Genomic DNA, 15,863 nt, shown 5'->3' with positions numbered 1-15,863 from the left:
CTGCAAAAACCTCACCCTCTTCTTAAATAAGGAGAGGGAAAGGGGAATGAGATAACTTTATCTTCCTAATGTCCGGACATATCGCCCATCCAGTCCCTGTTTAATCCAGTTTAGGCACTCATATTCTGATTTGAATAATTTTGGTGCGGCAATGTTATTCAACAATTCTGGTGGATAATGATCGTAGAAATATTTACCACCTTCTTGAAAAACTATAATCAAATTATTCCGAAAAACGTAGCGGGATTTAAAATTATCCCCTTGATTGACAAACTCTGCATTTTTATCAATATGTTCTTTGGCAATTTCCAGGATATTACTGATGCTATTGCCATAGATCCGCGCTGGATTTTCTGCTTTGTGAAATTGGCTTTTATATCCAAGTTCTGACAAGAGTTTATACGAATAAATCTCATATTTATTGGCTTTGCCAAAAACAAATGGGATGATGAGATATCCTTTATAGGAAACTGATTTTTCATAAAGAAGACGACTCATCTCAACCTCCTTTGGTGTAACTGCTCAAAAAAATCGTCTCAATCAAATCCACACCAACAATCAATATCTTGTTGTTGTTATATTTGGACGTTATTCATACCTCATTTGCATTTTTGCAAAGAGGGGTATTACCCCTTTTATAGGGGTGCGCTGTATCGAGTGTTATCATAAAAGAATCGCAATAACTATTATCCCTCTTTTGGCAACTAGTAAGTATTAGATATATTGTAAAAGTCAAAAAATTATGAATATTCTTCTTTATGAAGACTATTCTAAATCTGGTGTTTTAAGGGCTTGTTATGATAGCACTAGATGTGTTTTCTGAGTAAATCTACAAATTTTTGGATGGGAAGCCTCACCATAAACTGAGTTGATTGGGAGGACGATCCAGGTTATTCCACGGTAGAGGTGGAATATCGATACCACTTTGTTCTAATAGTTGTTGAAAGTGGCGTGCTGTGATAGGAGAATGTTCTTCTGTGGGACAATGTACAAAAAAATAAATCCGTACTCCTGCTTCCAACCACTGCTGAATCTGTGTCACCCACTCTGCCATAAAAGGCTGATTCACAGATAAATCAGGATGTGAGATAAATCTAATTAGGCTAAAAGGTGCTGTGACGCTAAATTCTACTGGTAATTTGGGTTTGCGCCGTTCTGAGTCTAATTGCGGGTCATCATCTCCGCTATAGATCGGGCGCGTATCTAACAGAACTCTGCCCACACCTAACTTTTCTAAAAGCGTCGTCAAATTACTAGCATGGGGTTCCTTAAACCAGTCTTGATGTCTAACTTCTAGCGCTAGAGGCGTAACTGAACGCGGCCAAGCTGCGAGAAAGGTGGTCAAATCTTCTAATAACGTGGGTGCGTAACTCGGTGGTAGCTGGGCAAATATCGGACCCAAACGCTTACCCAGAGGGCGCATCTCCTCAAGAAATTTGAGAGCCGCAGGGATATAAGGCTGTAGTAAACCTTTGTGGGTGATGTCTCGTGGTAATTTCAGGCAGAATTCAAAATCAGGTGGTGTTTCACTAGCCCAACGGCTGACGGTTTCTTGGTTGGGTGTAGCATAAAACGTGGTATTCCCTTCAACCGTGGTGAAGCGACGGCTGTAGAGGTGAAGAAAGTCAGTAGTGCGAGTACCTTGAGGATAAAGTTCGCCTACCCATCCTTTATATGCCCAGACTGCACACCCAATAAAGAAGTTCACAAGCTTTGATAGAAACAATCTAGTGGAAAACTCAGAGTAGCTATAAAATATTCCATCTCTAATTGTACAGGCCAGTTACGGTGATAAATCGGGCGATCAATATCAAGGGCGGGGAAACCCCACCCCTACTGAAAACCGCTATAAATCGGGCGATCGCTGTTTACAAAAATCTCCAAGTAGATACATTATTAAATTAATACTGCTTAATTGCTTGGTTATTTAATTCCTATATATGTGCTAAATATCACGTTATTTATCAAAATCTCTGTAAATAAATCCTCATCTGAGAAGACTTTAAAGGTTTAAAAATCACCGTATATTGAGTATCAAATTTACATTAAAAACCTATGACAGAAATCAGTGATTTACAGTCAATTCCAGCTGTTGTCTCTCCATTTGACTCTTATCTCACCGACTTGCATACAAATTATCAATCTTTGAATGATGGTGCAGTTGCTAACTATATTCCTGAACTAGCATTAGCTAACCCTGCTTGGTTCGGGATATCTGTTGTTGCAGTTGATGGTCAAATTTTTGAGGTAGGGGATTGTCAGCAGCAGTTTACTCTCCAGTCGATTTCTAAAGCCTTTGTCTATGGTTTGGCGCTGGAGGATCATGGTAGGGAGTACGTCAATAGTAAGGTGAGTGTAGAGCCAACAGGGGAAGCGTTTAACTCCATTGTTCTAGACGAGAAAACCAATCGTCCGTATAACCCGATGGTCAATTCCGGAGCGATCGCTACTACTGATTTAATTAAAGGTAATAGTGCCACTGAACGTCTAAAACGTATCCTGGATATGTTTCGTCGTTACACAGGTACAGAATTGAGTATCAATGTTCCGGTTTTTTTATCAGAGAGAGCAACCGGGAACCGCAACCGAGCGATCGCCTATTTAATGCTTAACTGTGGCATGGTAAGCGATCGCATTGAAGAAACCCTCGACCTCTATTTTCAGCAATGTTCCATTCTGGTTAATGCTCACAACCTAGCAGTCATGGCTGCTACCCTCGCTAATGGTGGTGTTAACCCAGTTACCCAAGAACGGGCAATTGATGAGCGTTATGTCCAAGATGTAATTAGCGTTATGCTCACCTGTGGGATGTATGACTATTCTGGGGAATGGGCCTACCGCGTGGGAATTCCTGCCAAAAGTGGTGTGGGTGGTGGGATTACTGCCGTAGTTCCTGAGAAAATTGGCGTGGGGATATTCTCACCACTTTTAGATAAAAAAGGAAATAGTGTCAGGGGTACAAAGGTTTGTGAGGATCTTTCGAGAGATTTTGGATTACATCTATTTAACGTGGCTAAACCCGAACGAGATTTGCTTTCATGGATTGTAGGTGGTAAAGAAGCAAGGGAGCAGGGTGCAGGGTGCAAGGGGGATAGTAAAAAATACTAGTACAGCTTGGCGTAAATAAACCAAGCAAAAGCTTGCAGTATAAGTATTATTTCTTTTTACTTTTGCCTTATTAGACCTCTTGCAAAAGTCAAAAAATCAGGAATGTCATTCTGAACGGAACGCAGTAGAGAGAAGAATCTCACCAGATGTTGAGCGGAGCGAAACATGACAATTTAAGCATTTATGCAAGAGGTTGTTTCTCTTTCATGCGTCTGGTGTACGCAGTTGATGATGGCTACTTAACGAAGGAATTCGGAAAAGGCAAATTTCGATGGGGATTCTGGGATATTCTTATAATAGGTTAGAGATTTGCCAAAGAAAGTAAGCATGAAGCTGGCAGCAAGAGTGAGTCAAGTAACGCCTTCTTTAACCTTAGCGATCGCAGCTAAAGCTAAGGCTATGAAGGCAGAGGGTATAGATGTATGTAGTTTTAGCGCTGGAGAACCGGATTTTGACACTCCAGCGCATATCAAAGCAGCAGCAGTAAAAGCTTTGGATGAAGGCAAAACCAAATATGGTGCAGCCGCAGGAGAACCAAAGTTAAGGGAAGCGATCGCCCACAAGCTGAAAACCGATAATGGTCTAGATTATCAGTCTGAGAATGTCATTGTTACCAATGGTGGTAAGCATTCTCTATATAACTTGATAGTCGCCCTGATTGATCCAGGTGATGAGGTAATCATCCCGTCCCCTTATTGGCTGAGTTATCCCGAAATGGTAACTCTGGTTGGTGGGGTGTCAGTGATTGTTCGCACTGATGCCGCAACTGGTTATAAAATTACTCCTGAACAATTGCGTAAAGCGATTACGCCGAAAACAAAGCTATTTATCCTCAATTCTCCATCAAATCCCACTGGGATGGTGTACACGCCAGAGGAAATTAAAGCCCTGGCGGAGGTAGTTGTTGATGCAGACATCTTAGTTGTCTCTGATGAGATTTACGAAAAGATTCTCTATGACGGTGCAAAACATGTCAGCATTGGTTCCCTGGGGAAGGAAATTTTTAATCGCACCTTGATTAGTAACGGGTTTGCTAAAGCTTACTCGATGACAGGGTGGCGATTGGGTTATTTAGCGGGGCCAGTAGAAATTATTAAAGCCGCAAGTACCATCCAAGGGCATAGTACATCTAACGTTTGTACCTTTGCCCAATATGGTGCGATCGCCGCGCTACAAAGTTCTCAAGACTGCGTCGAAGAAATGCGCCAAGCTTTTGCTAAACGGCGACAGGTAATGCTAGACGGACTTAACGCCATCCCCGGATTGAGTACTGTTAAACCTGATGGTGCTTTTTATCTGTTCCCTGACATCAGCAAAACCGGACTGAAATCCCTAGAATTTTGTGACGCTTTGTTAGAAAAACATCAAGTCGCTGTCATTCCCGGAATCGCCTTTGGTGCTGATGACAATATCCGCCTTTCCTACGCCACCGATTTGGCAACAATTGAAAAGGGAATTGAGCGATTGGATAAGTTTGTGCGATCGCGTCTTTAGTCAGTTATCAGTAAACAGTTATCAGTAAACAGTTATAGGACTTACGTGAGTGTCATGTTGTTTCATTTGATTTTTCCGTCCCCAGCGATAGCGCAGTGTTAGCGAGGCACGAGCGTCTGCACTGAGCGTAGTCGAGGTGTCCCCTCTTAAGCCAAGTGAATTTCATGTGCCAGTTGCGTAATTCCTGAGTAAATTTGATAACTGATAACTGATAACTGATAACTGATAACTGTTCCTAAATCAACCCCATCTCTCGCAACCCCTGGCGTAGTCGCTGTGCTTCTTCGGGGTTATTTTCTGCATGAAGGGCGATCGCATTTTTGAAAGCGATAACACTAGCTTGGACATTCCCAACTTTGAGCTGCACTACCCCCAAATTTTGATAAGCGTCTGCATAGTTGGGTTTTAACTTGATGGCTTTTTGATAAGAGGCGATCGCATCCGTGAATAAACCCAAAGCTTTGCGTATCATCCCCAGGTTATAATGTCCAGTAGCAAAATTGGGGTCAATTTTCAAAGTTGTTTCGTAAGCGATTTTTGCACCTTGCAAATCTCCAGCGGCTTTGAATAAGTTGCCTAAATTGTTATATGCCCCCAACTTCAGAATAGGATAAATGGGCAACTTGATTGCCGCTTGATAGTGGGAAATAGCTTGTAGAGAATTTTGTAACCGACTATGAGCAATGCCTAAATGGTAATAGAGTTCATACAAAATCTCGTAATTTTCTGTACCAGCTGCGACTCCTCTTGTCAGCAACTCCAGACCTTGGTCAATCTTGCCAGTTTCCACATATAATGCCCCTAATTTGCTGCAAACATAAGGGTCATCAGGATGAGTAGCCAGAAATTGTTCCATTGCTGCTCGTGCTTTGGCATACTTATTACCTTGGGCGATCGCTGCTTTTTGATACCCCTTATGCAGAATAGCTACCCCTTGTAAATAACCTATCTGCCAATGGGATTCTGTTGTTAAAATTTCCGAGACGCTGTCATCGACTAAAGCATGGTAAGGACGGGAAAAGTGAATATCTGGATGATTGCGAAATAGTCGAGAAACCAGAGAATAAGGAGATTGTTCTGCACCCACTTCATGGCGGACTAGATTGATTAGCAGATATTCTTCGCTTTCGATTGTGGAGTGAATCTGTGGCACAATCTCTGGTGTCAGCGTCTCATCAGCATCCAATACCAAAATCCAGTCCCCTGTGACATGTTTGAGCGCTGCATTACGGGCAGCACTAAAGTCATTACACCATTGAAAGTGATGTACTGTTGCACCGTAGGCTGTAGCGATTTCTGGAGTGCGATCGCTCGAACCTGTATCTAACACTATCATTTCATCTACGAAATTTTTGACGCTATTTAGGCACTTAGGCAACGTTGCTGCTTCATTTTTTACAATCATACATAAACTGAGTTTCATAATTCGTCTGAGATTTAAGTCGCCACTTATGTCACTTTGCCTGAGATAATACGATATCCGTGGTGACGATGATAGTCAGCTTTACTAATAGCTATTTTCTGCTGGAATAATCTGAGTGCAAACTCTCCTATCCGACTTATTGATGTCCGCTGACGCCAACGAGTATATCTCTGTGCTACAGGTCCAGCTAAAACATCTCGCCATTGTTGTGCAATACAGTCTATGGTAAATTCTTCAGCGCGTTTTAGTCCGTTCTCAACCATCTGTTGATAGAGATGAGGATCTTGCTGAAGCCGACGAATCGCATCTAGCACTTCTTCTGGTGTTTTCACTTCAATATAGTCTAGTGGCGATCGCCGCAGATCACGAAATGCAGGTTCAGGACCAAGTAATGCGGGTACACCTGCTAACCAAGCATTGATCAGTTTACTGGCTGGTTTGACGAGCGCATCCTGTTCAGTCAGGTCACGCACTGCTAAAACTAAATCAGCGTCACTATAATCGTGCCACTCGACGGTTTCGTTTGTTAGTGGACTACTAACTACAAGTTGTACACCAATTTCCTCTAGTGCTTGACAGAACTCGGGAGAACGGAATGACTCATATAAGTTGTTTCCCCATCCCTTAAATACAACGTTTTTGATGTCATTACCTCGCTTGGGAGAGCGGGGGATGAGGCCAGGTTGAGGCCACAGAGGTATCAACACTTCAGTTTCTGACTCAATCTGCGCTTTATTTTGCACAATAGTGAAGTCAGACAAAGCAGGCTTAAATCCATCACCACGACAACCGACAATAAATGAAGAGAAAGTTTTATATCGAGCGCCAAAATCTAAAGTACTTGCAACACAAATTGTCTGAGGTATAAAGCGATCAGATAAATGTACATTCAGACCTCGTTGTTTTAATTGCAGGTAGGTCAGGATAATCCAGCAGTCTTCATTATGAGTAATTCGTCTGTGAATAGTATCTGGATCGGGAATTATTTCTTCATTACCTGAGAATAACTCCGGCCAACGCTTTGGATCATGACAAAAGAAGGTGACAGGAAATGGCAAAGGAGCAAGCAATTTTTCCATTTTTTTAATCAATTCTAGTTAAGATTTTAGAGAATTTGCAGAAGAATACAGAATTTAGAAGTGCAAAACCGCAATTAAGGTAAGTAACTCGGCGTCAATAATTGTCGTTGGGATCAGGCAATAGGCAATAGGCAATAGGTAATAAGTATCTGTAGGGTGGGCAATGCCCACCAGATCCGGGTTTTGGTGGGCATTGCTCAACGCCACTTGACGCCAGTCGCCTCAAGTCGGGAAACCCGCCCAACGCAGGGCTGCCCCTACGTATATTTCAGAAATCAAATAGGAGTCCTATATCAGAAATGAGTTGTTGCTGTTTTTTGTTTGGTTGTCACTGTTGGTTGTTGCAAATCAGGACGAATAGATTCAACCTTGCTTTGCAGTGCTGCACTCATTACTTGATGCAGCCATGCTACTTCCTGATAAATATTAAAGTCTTGCTCCACCTTGGCTCTACCTGCTTTACCAAATTTATTCCGCAATTGATGATCTGCCAATAATTGAGCTACGCGGTTAGCGAGGGTAACTGCATCGCCTGGGGGGACGAGGTAGCCGTTGACACTATTTTCTACTAGCTCACTAATGCCTGCAATCTGTGTGGCAGCTACAGGCAAGCCTGCAGCCATCGCTTCCATTAAGACTACTGGTATTCCTTCGGCAAAGCTGGACATAACAAATACATCAGTTTGCTCAAGATATCTCCTGACTTCCGCTTGGGACTTATAGCCTACGAAATTGACATTTGCACTCAATCCCAACTTGGCAGTTGTTTGTTCTAACTCCACACGATCAGGTCCGTCACCGACAACTGTTAGCAAAATTTCTGGATGCGATCGCTTTAAACTCACTAAGCTTTCTAAAAGGATGGGTAATCCTTTGGCGGCTGCAAGTCGTCCCACAAACAGCAACCGTTTACCAGACTCTTGATGGTCAACAGGTGCAAATAAAGCTGGGTCGATCCCACAATGGATCACGTGCATCCGATTCCACTTGTCTGTTGGGGCAAAGACCATGCCTTGACTACGGCAATAGTAGCTGATGCAAGCGACAAATAATGCGCGCTTGATTTTTTCGTCCAGACGCCAACGATACGGCTCAAAAAATATGTAAGGGCCATGCATCGTAAAGCTAAAAGTAAAGCCGCCTAATTCAGCAGCCAGCATGGCCACACTACCGCTAGAGTCGGGAAAGTGGTTGTGGAGGTGTGAAATCTGTCTTTGTCGAATTTGCCCGGCGAGGATGCCTGCTTCCAAAAAGTAGAATAATTGATAAATTCCACCTTTTAACCCTGGTTGTCTAGTTGACCATGCTAGCTTGATTGCTTGCAAATATCTGCCGGGGGAACTCAACAACAGCCCTAGATGCGCCAATAATAAATTAATGGGATTTGGCGGGAGAAGATAAAAAGTGCGATCGCGTTCCTGCTGTTGTTCTGGCCCTACTATGTGTTCCGTCCCTGTCCGCCGCACGGAAAATGTGTGTACTTCCACACCATGTTCACGTAGGGTAGCTACTTCCCGTTGGATAAAAGTATCTGTCGCCCTCGGGTATTCCCCAGTTAAATAGGCTATACGCATAAACTTTAGTCTTAATAGTACTTATTGAGAGGATATAGATGATGTTTGGCTGGTCTGAGGTGGCACATTTAACAATTCTTGATCGCTACAACTACGAGCTAAAGCAGCATCAAGGCTATATTTTGGCTGCCAGGTTAGCACCTGCTGGGCGCGAATATTGCTATAGCTTAGGGGTTTGAAGCGAGCGTGTAATCTGGCTGGGACAAGAATACCGGGTAGCTTAATTTTACCTGCCAACAGTAACTTATTGCCCAACCAGAATGTCTGAGCCACTAGATTTGACACCATCCAACTGATGGGAATTGTGTAGGGCGATGGGGAAAGCAAATTTTTTAGTTTGTCAGCATACACATTCTGGGTAGGCAAATCATCATCAACAATATTCAGTGTTTGCCCAATAGCCGCTGGGCTTTCCGCTGCGGCGACAATGGCATCTGCACAGTTTTCTACATAAGTCAAGGGCATTTGAGCTTGACCACCAATGCGAATCCAGAGGCGATCGCTGACTTTGACACCCAAACATGCATTCCACAGATAATCCCGTCCATACACCATTCCTGGACGCAGAATTGTCACCTGTCCGCCAGATTTCTGTTGAAAATCACGGATGATATTTTCTTGCAGCAACTTTGTTTGAGCGTAAACATCCCTCTGCTTGGGTTCGCGCTCTAAGGGTGAATCTTCATTGATCGTTTCTCCCACAGGAACGCTCAGGTAATCAAACACGGAAAAGCTACTAATTGCTACTAACCGTAGAACCTTAGCTGCCACCATTGCCCCAATTAACTTCTCTGTAGCGACAACAGTACTGCCATATTGTGTATCAAAGTCACCCTGTTTTGCTGCTGCTAAGTGAATCACTGCATCCACACCGTGTAAAGCATCCACTGGAGTAGGGTGTTGTTGCAAATCCCAGCGGATTAATTCCACACTGGGATGACTCAGCCAAGGTAGTTGTGTTTGCTTTCTCACCACTGCTCTTACCTGATGTCCACGCCGCAGTGCTTCAGCTACGACATATTGCCCTAAGAAGCCAGATGCCCCTGTCACTAATAACTTCATACAGAAATCGCCTCTTTATTCTTGACAAGCTTGACCTTTTGGCTCAACTTGATGGATGGTTTTTCGACTAATTGCCACATAATGGCAGAAGAGGCAATACAGATCAGAGTTCCCAGCAGCAAGTAGAAGATTTCGCCTTCAATCTTACCGGGAAACCGCTTAGACACCAGGAAAAATACCGCCCCCATGATGGGAACGTGGATTAAATACAGACTGTAGGAAATTTTACCGAGAAATTGCAGCCACGACCAACTTAGCCACATCATCCGATTAGCTCGTGCAACTTCTAGGATAGCGATCGCACAAATCACACAGGCGATCAAAAATTTCGATGATTGAATTACCCCACCAGTCAGCAATACTGCTGAATAAAGGTAAAAGAATTTAGGCTGCAAATCCTTACGCCATGACCAATAAGCAAATACTCCCAGTAAAAAGCCATACCACAAAGGCAAAAATATAAATGGTCTGCCATTGTCAGCAAATACACCGAGAGGAAACAGCGCCGCCAATAAAGCCGCAGGGACAAACACAATTGCTCGACTAAAGCGCAAATTCCACTTTGAATCTAGCCACTGTGCTAATGCTAACAATGTGCAAAAAACTACATAGAACTGTATTTCTAGACATAAAGTCCAGTAAACGTCGTTAATATGCGTGAGTCTCAAAATGTCTTGTAAATAGAATAAATGTGCTAACAATCGCTCGAACGATAAAGGTTGATGCATAGGTGCGAACGCCTCACCCTTGGCATAGGATGCCAGAAATCCAAAAGCTAGAACTACTAAAATTGATGCGTAATAGGGCGGACTGAGCCGAGTAAAACGGCGCAGATTGAAACTTCTCCAATAAGCTAAATCAATCTTTGCTTCACGTAGGGAGTAAGCAATCACAAAGCCACTGAGTACAAAGAAAATGCTGACTCCCAGCCCACCCCAATTGAACACTATAGTTACAACCCACGCAGGTAGGCTGCTGGTTAATTGAGTCAGACGCCCATCGGAATTGGCATGAAAAAACACTACCCAAAGGCAAGCGATGCCTCGTAGTGCGTCGATAAATTGGAAATGGACTTTAGACTTGGCAACAGAAGTTGGTATTAATTTTGTCGAGTTCATCAGTAATTTTCTCTAGCAATATCCTTGATGCCTAGACAGAGCTAATTTCAGAGCGATCGCCCTGAAAGCTCCGTAACCATGACCACAAGTATTTGCACCCTTGATGAATTCAATCAGCGAATATAAGTATTCCGACCTTGTTTATGCCTGTACTCAACAGGCAGGTCACTCATGATTTTTGAGACTATGACACTAAATGTTTAACTACATCTAGATCCGAATCTATCAAAAATATTACCATGTGTATTTTTAACACATTCTATTCTGATTTCAGCATTTCTACTAGAAGCCGGTCTAGACGACAAAATTCATGTCTCATTCTACCTAGCAGACTTACTTCCCTAGTAGTTTAAATTTGCAGCTTTGTTATTTCATTAATACCAGAGACTAAATCTTTACACTAAATTTAAAAAATCGGCAAATCCTTACCTTAAGATTACAGATGTTGCTTTTTTATTTGATACTCATCTTGTAATATCTTATTTAAGTGTTTGTGTTTTATAGGACTAGTATTTGATTTTTGAAATATACGTAGGGGAGCCAGTGCGTTGCTTTGGTTTCCAAAGTTGTAGCAACTGGCGTTGTGTTAGCACGGTGAGTACAGCACCGTCCTAAGATTTTGGTACGTTACGGACTCCGTCCTAACGCACCCTACTGGTGTGTCTAGGCTAAAATGATGCATTAATGCAATCAAATGAAGCACCCATAAAAGACAATCTCGTTCAGTTGCTCTTGTAGGGAACATCCTAAATCTTTTCGGCAAGCCGATAATCTTACTAGTGCCGTGCCCGTACAATGTATTTTTGGTTAACGCACTTACACGGACAAGCTGACACTAAGAATTAAGTATAATCAAGACCCAAATCTAAATTTTAGCTGAAAGCAAAAAACACATAAGACTTACGCCAAAGTACACACTGCAGGGGCAATTCATGAATTTCCCCTACCTAAAAATCAGGGTTTCGGCTATTCTTTGCGTAAAACATAACACATTATAGTTTCAAGAAATACGCATTCTTATTTAAGTACATCCACTGTGGTCACAAAATTCAGTTGAACACCTAACAGGTTTCACTCATCCTCTATTTAAGTAAGCATGACACCTTTAAAAAAGCTTGCCGTTCGTAGTGCAATCTGGACAATCTTTGGATACGGAACTAGTCAAATACTACGATTTGCTAGCAATCTAATTTTGACTCGTCTGCTTGTACCAGAGTTTTTTGGACTTATGGCTTTGGTAACTACCCTCAGAGTAGGTCTTGAGTTATTCTCAGACTTAGGTATCGGCCAAAGTGTGGTCAGTAATAAACGCGGCGATGACACAGACTTTCTCAATACAGCTTGGACGCTCCAAATAATTCGTGGGTTTATCATCTGGTTTTTTTGTCTGGTGGTGACTGTACCCGTTGCCAACTTCTACGGAGATACACGGCTTCTGTGGTTAATTCCCATTGTTGGCATGAATTCAGTGATCGATGGATTCAACTCCACGACGCTCTATACTGTACACCGTAATCTAGAGATGGGTAGGTACACAGTATTTGAGTTAATATTGCAAGCATTTAGTCTATCTACATTAATTTGCTTATCTTGGATTTATCCTAGTGTCTTTACCCTAGCTATCTCAGGACTCATAGCATCAGTAGTAAAAATGATCGCTAGCTATTGGCTGATACCAGGATATAAGAAAAATCACTTCGCTTGGGACAAGGACGCTGTTACACAAATCGTGTCATTTGGCAAATGGATGTTTGTAGCGTCAGCAGTGATGTTTATTGCTGAACAAGCTGACCGCCTGATTCTAGCTAAGTTACTATCCTTTCAGATGTTAGGAGTCTATACAGTCGCCTATACCTTAGCTGGTATACCCCGAGAAGTTATTAAAAGCCTAAGCACAAAAGTCATTTTTCCCACAATCGCTAATCGGGTTGACCTTTCGCGGGAAAATCTCAGAGCGAAGATTATTCCCCAACGTCGCCTGATACTAATTGGTTTTGCTTTGGGTTTAGCCATGCTTACGAGTGTTGGCGATCTAGTCATCGGCATACTGTATGACAATAGATATCGGGAAGCAACCTGGATGATGCCAATTCTGTGTTGCGGCGTTTGGTTTTCAGTTCTATTCCATACTAGTAGTCCTGTCTTGCTAGCGATTGGCAAACCTTTATACTCAGCTCAGAGTAATTTCGCTCAATTTATCATGGTTGCTGTGGGAATAAATCTGGCATTTTATTTTCACGGCACTTTGGGAGCAATTATTGTAATTGGCTTCAGTGACTTACCTCTATACTTAGTAAATCTTTATGGACTTTGGCGTGAAAAGGTTTTGTTTATAGTTCAAGACATTCAAGCAACTATCTTTTTTTTGGGAGTATTAACTGTCCTGCTCGTAATACGCAACTTCTTGGGTTTTGGACTACCTGTAAATCTTACTTTTTAATACAGCAATTCTCGGTTACGTGAGATACACCCGTAAGGGCACGGCAGTGCCCATTAGTGTCAACTTAACGTGAAACCTTTGCCCAGATGAGATCGCTCATTTACCATCACGATCCGCGTTACCCCACCCCGGCTTTGCTGACGCAAAACCTCCCCTCCCCTTGCCAAGGGGAGGGGTTGGGGGTGGGGTAAAACGTATGTCGGGTAAACGTTTGAGCTTAAGCCGACACATATGGGCAGTGCCGTGGCCCTACAGCTTGCGATATAATGTTGTACCGCATCTGAATGGGAACGGCTATACAGCGTTTTTCCAATAAATAGATTACACAGTTAAGGGCATAACAATGTTATGCCCTTACGATGTTTTATTTCTTTTTCTCTACCACTATAATTAACTTTAAAAATTTAACTGTACTCAATAATACTCATAAGACAAATAATTTATCAGGTCATAATTCAGAAATACGTATTTTTTGTCAACAATTTAAATATAATTTCTTACTCAGCATCATATTTTTTATGACCACTAAAAAATCTATAATCCTTGTTTCCAAGGAACTTTATATTAGCTTTATCAAAAGTTCAAACTATAAAAGTATTATTTTAGACAAAGAAAATTTAAGATACTAGAGACATAAATCTTGTTAGTGAACACCAAATAAAAAACACATAATAACTATGCAATACCACATAGCCCTCAGCCGCAAGTTTAACCTAGAAGATATCGATCAAGAGGCACAAGCAGGTAAACGCCCTGGCCATGTCATGTGGAATATTGGTCAGCTTTTAGGGGCGAAAATTTATGTACCTGGAGGTGAATCTATATTGCCTTCAGATAAAATGAATGCGCGGATTATGGGTAATCCGGAACAATGGGCTTTAGCACGTAAATTGTCTACTCAACTAGGAGAGGACGATGTGGTATTTTGTGCTGGGGAAGATATTGGGATAGCGATCGCTAAAATTTGTAGTAAATTGGCCAAGCGACCAAAAATTGTGATCTTCAACCAGAATATCGAGCGACTAAGAGTTTATCTAGCATTGAAGTTATTTCGCTTAAGAGACAAAATTGACTTCTTTATGACCGCGAGTCCGTCTCAAGCTGATTTTCTCCGCCGCTATTTTTCCTTACCAGAAGACCGTATTTGTCTATTCACTGAACAACCGACAGATATATCTTTCTTCACACCAGGGTCGGCTTCTCCCCACAAACGGCGGCCAATTATTGGTAGTGGAGGCTTAGAAAAACGAGACTATGTAACCCTTGCAGCAGCCACAAAAGACCTAGATGTGGATGTGAATATTTGTGCTTTCTCCCCTGACATCAAGGCTTTATCAAAATCGTTCCCCAAAGTTATTCCCAGTAATATGTCGCATCGATATTATGACTGGAGTGATTTAAAGCAACTTTATCGAGATTCTGATGTAGTCGCCGTCAGCTTATTTCCGAATAATTACCAAGCTGGTCAATCCACTTTGTTTGAAGCTATGGCGTGTCGGCGTCCTGTGGTTGTGACTCAATCGCCAGGAATTATCCAGGATCTCGTGAACGCAGGCTGTGCTATTGGCGTAGATTTTGGTGACGCTGTGGGGATGAAGCAAGCAATTATCAGCCTCTTGAATGATCCTGAAAAGGCTGAGGCTATAGCCCAAAGAGGCTATGAATTAGTGCAGAAGCAATACAATCACAAAAACTATATTGAAAGTTTTACTGCCAAGCTGACTTCTAGATATGGAAGTCCATCAAAGACTGCAGACCTTGTTAACAGTTCCAGGACTTAAGCAACTGGCACATGATTATTTGTAGCGTGTGTGACGCTAGGACAAAATTATGCACGTAAACTCAGGACTTATAGCGTCACGCACCATTCTTTGACCGACTCCTAAATTATCTATATTATCTACAAACTAGCTGTTACAAATATTAAATTTCTTTCTGTAAAAAGTATCGTTGATGTCCTGGCGGGTAGTCTTTCAGGATGCCAAATTTTTGGTAGCCAAGACTTTCGTAGAAACCCAAAGCTTGAAAGCTAAACGTATCTAGATAGACATGACTACAGCCGCGTTGTTTGGCTTCATGTTCGGCTTTCAGCATGAGTTGTGTTCCATACCTCTGACCTCGCAACGCTTCTGCAACCCAAAGATGGGAGACGAACAACCATCCCCAATGTGTTTCACCAACTAGACCCCCAAAAATTTCGCCCTTAGTGTTTCTAATTAAAATCACTAAAGGATAGGCGACATCCTCTTGTTTTTGATGATTATTGTTGTATTCGAGGATCTGGCTAATAACAGCACGAATCTCTTTTGGATCAGGATTATCCTCAACTGATATTGTTAGATTCTCCATCTGAATTTTCGCAACCAGAGGGTGATAGGATAACATGAACTTGCACGTGAACAATTAACTCTTAACTTCGAGCCTCCTGAATTTTACTATTCTGACAGGTAATAGAATGAGAGGGAAACTTTCGTACCGCTTTTAACTACCAGAATGCAGACGTTTTGTAACGAATTTGACATACTGATACAGTAAAAACGCTGTACTTAACTAGGCTTGTAGCAT

12 protein-coding genes are annotated in these 15,863 nt (G+C 42.1%); 4 read left to right on the top strand and 8 right to left on the bottom strand.

The window, feature by feature from the left end:
* Window positions 1-57: 57 nt before the first annotated feature.
* Together CAL7507_RS26335 and CAL7507_RS26330 are read right to left on the bottom strand one after the other, a co-directional pair.
* The gene (locus CAL7507_RS26335) at window positions 58-498 is read right to left on the bottom strand and encodes a hypothetical protein (protein ID WP_015131537.1); all 441 of its coding nucleotides are present in this window, start codon (window positions 496-498) and stop codon (window positions 58-60) included.
* A gap of 355 nt (window positions 499-853) precedes the next feature.
* Entirely contained in the window at window positions 854-1,708 is an 855-nt protein-coding gene (locus CAL7507_RS26330; protein WP_015131536.1) for a DUF72 domain-containing protein, read from the bottom strand.
* 347 nt (window positions 1,709-2,055) lie between these two features.
* Here CAL7507_RS26330 and glsA point away from each other — a divergent pair, with 347 nt between their 5' ends.
* Both glsA and CAL7507_RS26320 read left to right on the top strand, forming a co-directional pair.
* A complete protein-coding gene (gene glsA, locus CAL7507_RS26325; RefSeq protein ID WP_015131535.1) occupies window positions 2,056-3,108 on the top strand; it encodes a glutaminase A in 1,053 nt (350 codons plus the stop codon).
* 327 nt (window positions 3,109-3,435) lie between these two features.
* A complete protein-coding gene (locus CAL7507_RS26320; RefSeq protein WP_015131534.1) occupies window positions 3,436-4,602 on the top strand; it encodes a pyridoxal phosphate-dependent aminotransferase in 1,167 nt (388 codons plus the stop codon).
* A 235-nt stretch (window positions 4,603-4,837) separates the two neighbouring features.
* Here CAL7507_RS26320 and CAL7507_RS26315 read toward each other — a convergent pair whose 3' ends face one another.
* The 5 genes from CAL7507_RS26315 to CAL7507_RS26295 all read right to left on the bottom strand — a co-directional run bounded on the left by CAL7507_RS26315 (window position 4,838) and on the right by CAL7507_RS26295 (window position 10,858).
* A complete protein-coding gene (locus CAL7507_RS26315; RefSeq protein WP_042342531.1) occupies window positions 4,838-6,007 on the bottom strand; it encodes a glycosyltransferase family 2 protein in 1,170 nt (389 codons plus the stop codon).
* A 44-nt stretch (window positions 6,008-6,051) separates the two neighbouring features.
* The gene (locus tag CAL7507_RS26310) at window positions 6,052-7,104 is read right to left on the bottom strand and encodes a glycosyltransferase (RefSeq protein WP_015131532.1); all 1,053 of its coding nucleotides are present in this window, start codon (window positions 7,102-7,104) and stop codon (window positions 6,052-6,054) included.
* A gap of 293 nt (window positions 7,105-7,397) precedes the next feature.
* Window positions 7,398-8,678 (bottom strand): glycosyltransferase, encoded by a 1,281-nt coding sequence (locus tag CAL7507_RS26305; RefSeq protein WP_015131531.1) that lies wholly within the window; start codon window positions 8,676-8,678, stop codon window positions 7,398-7,400.
* A gap of 21 nt (window positions 8,679-8,699) precedes the next feature.
* On the bottom strand, window positions 8,700-9,740 hold the full coding sequence (locus CAL7507_RS26300; RefSeq protein ID WP_015131530.1) for an NAD(P)-dependent oxidoreductase: 1,041 nt from the start codon (window positions 9,738-9,740) through the stop codon (window positions 8,700-8,702).
* Window positions 9,737-10,858: an acyltransferase gene (locus tag CAL7507_RS26295; protein WP_015131529.1), complete on the bottom strand. Its 1,122-nt coding sequence runs from the start codon at window positions 10,856-10,858 to the stop codon at window positions 9,737-9,739. Before CAL7507_RS26295 ends, CAL7507_RS26300 begins: the two co-directional genes overlap by 4 nt.
* A 1,096-nt stretch (window positions 10,859-11,954) precedes the next feature.
* Between CAL7507_RS26295 and CAL7507_RS26290 the strand changes: the two genes are divergently transcribed.
* Window positions 11,955-13,298, top strand: coding sequence for an oligosaccharide flippase family protein (locus CAL7507_RS26290; RefSeq protein WP_015131528.1), 1,344 nt, complete (start codon window positions 11,955-11,957; stop codon window positions 13,296-13,298).
* A 677-nt stretch (window positions 13,299-13,975) separates the two neighbouring features.
* A complete protein-coding gene (locus tag CAL7507_RS26285) occupies window positions 13,976-15,079 on the top strand; it encodes a glycosyltransferase family 4 protein (RefSeq protein WP_015131526.1) in 1,104 nt (367 codons plus the stop codon).
* 142 nt (window positions 15,080-15,221) lie between these two features.
* On the opposite strand, the gene CAL7507_RS26280 is transcribed toward CAL7507_RS26285, so the two are convergent.
* Window positions 15,222-15,647 (bottom strand): N-acetyltransferase, encoded by a 426-nt coding sequence (locus CAL7507_RS26280; protein ID WP_042342529.1) that lies wholly within the window; start codon window positions 15,645-15,647, stop codon window positions 15,222-15,224.
* Window positions 15,648-15,863: the final 216 nt, after the last annotated feature.

Source organism: Calothrix sp. PCC 7507, from assembly GCF_000316575.1.
Classification (GTDB): Bacteria; Cyanobacteriota; Cyanobacteriia; order Cyanobacteriales; family Nostocaceae; genus Fortiea.
Note: the sequence above shows the minus strand (reverse complement) of the source record. Positions and strands in the feature narration are given on the sequence as shown.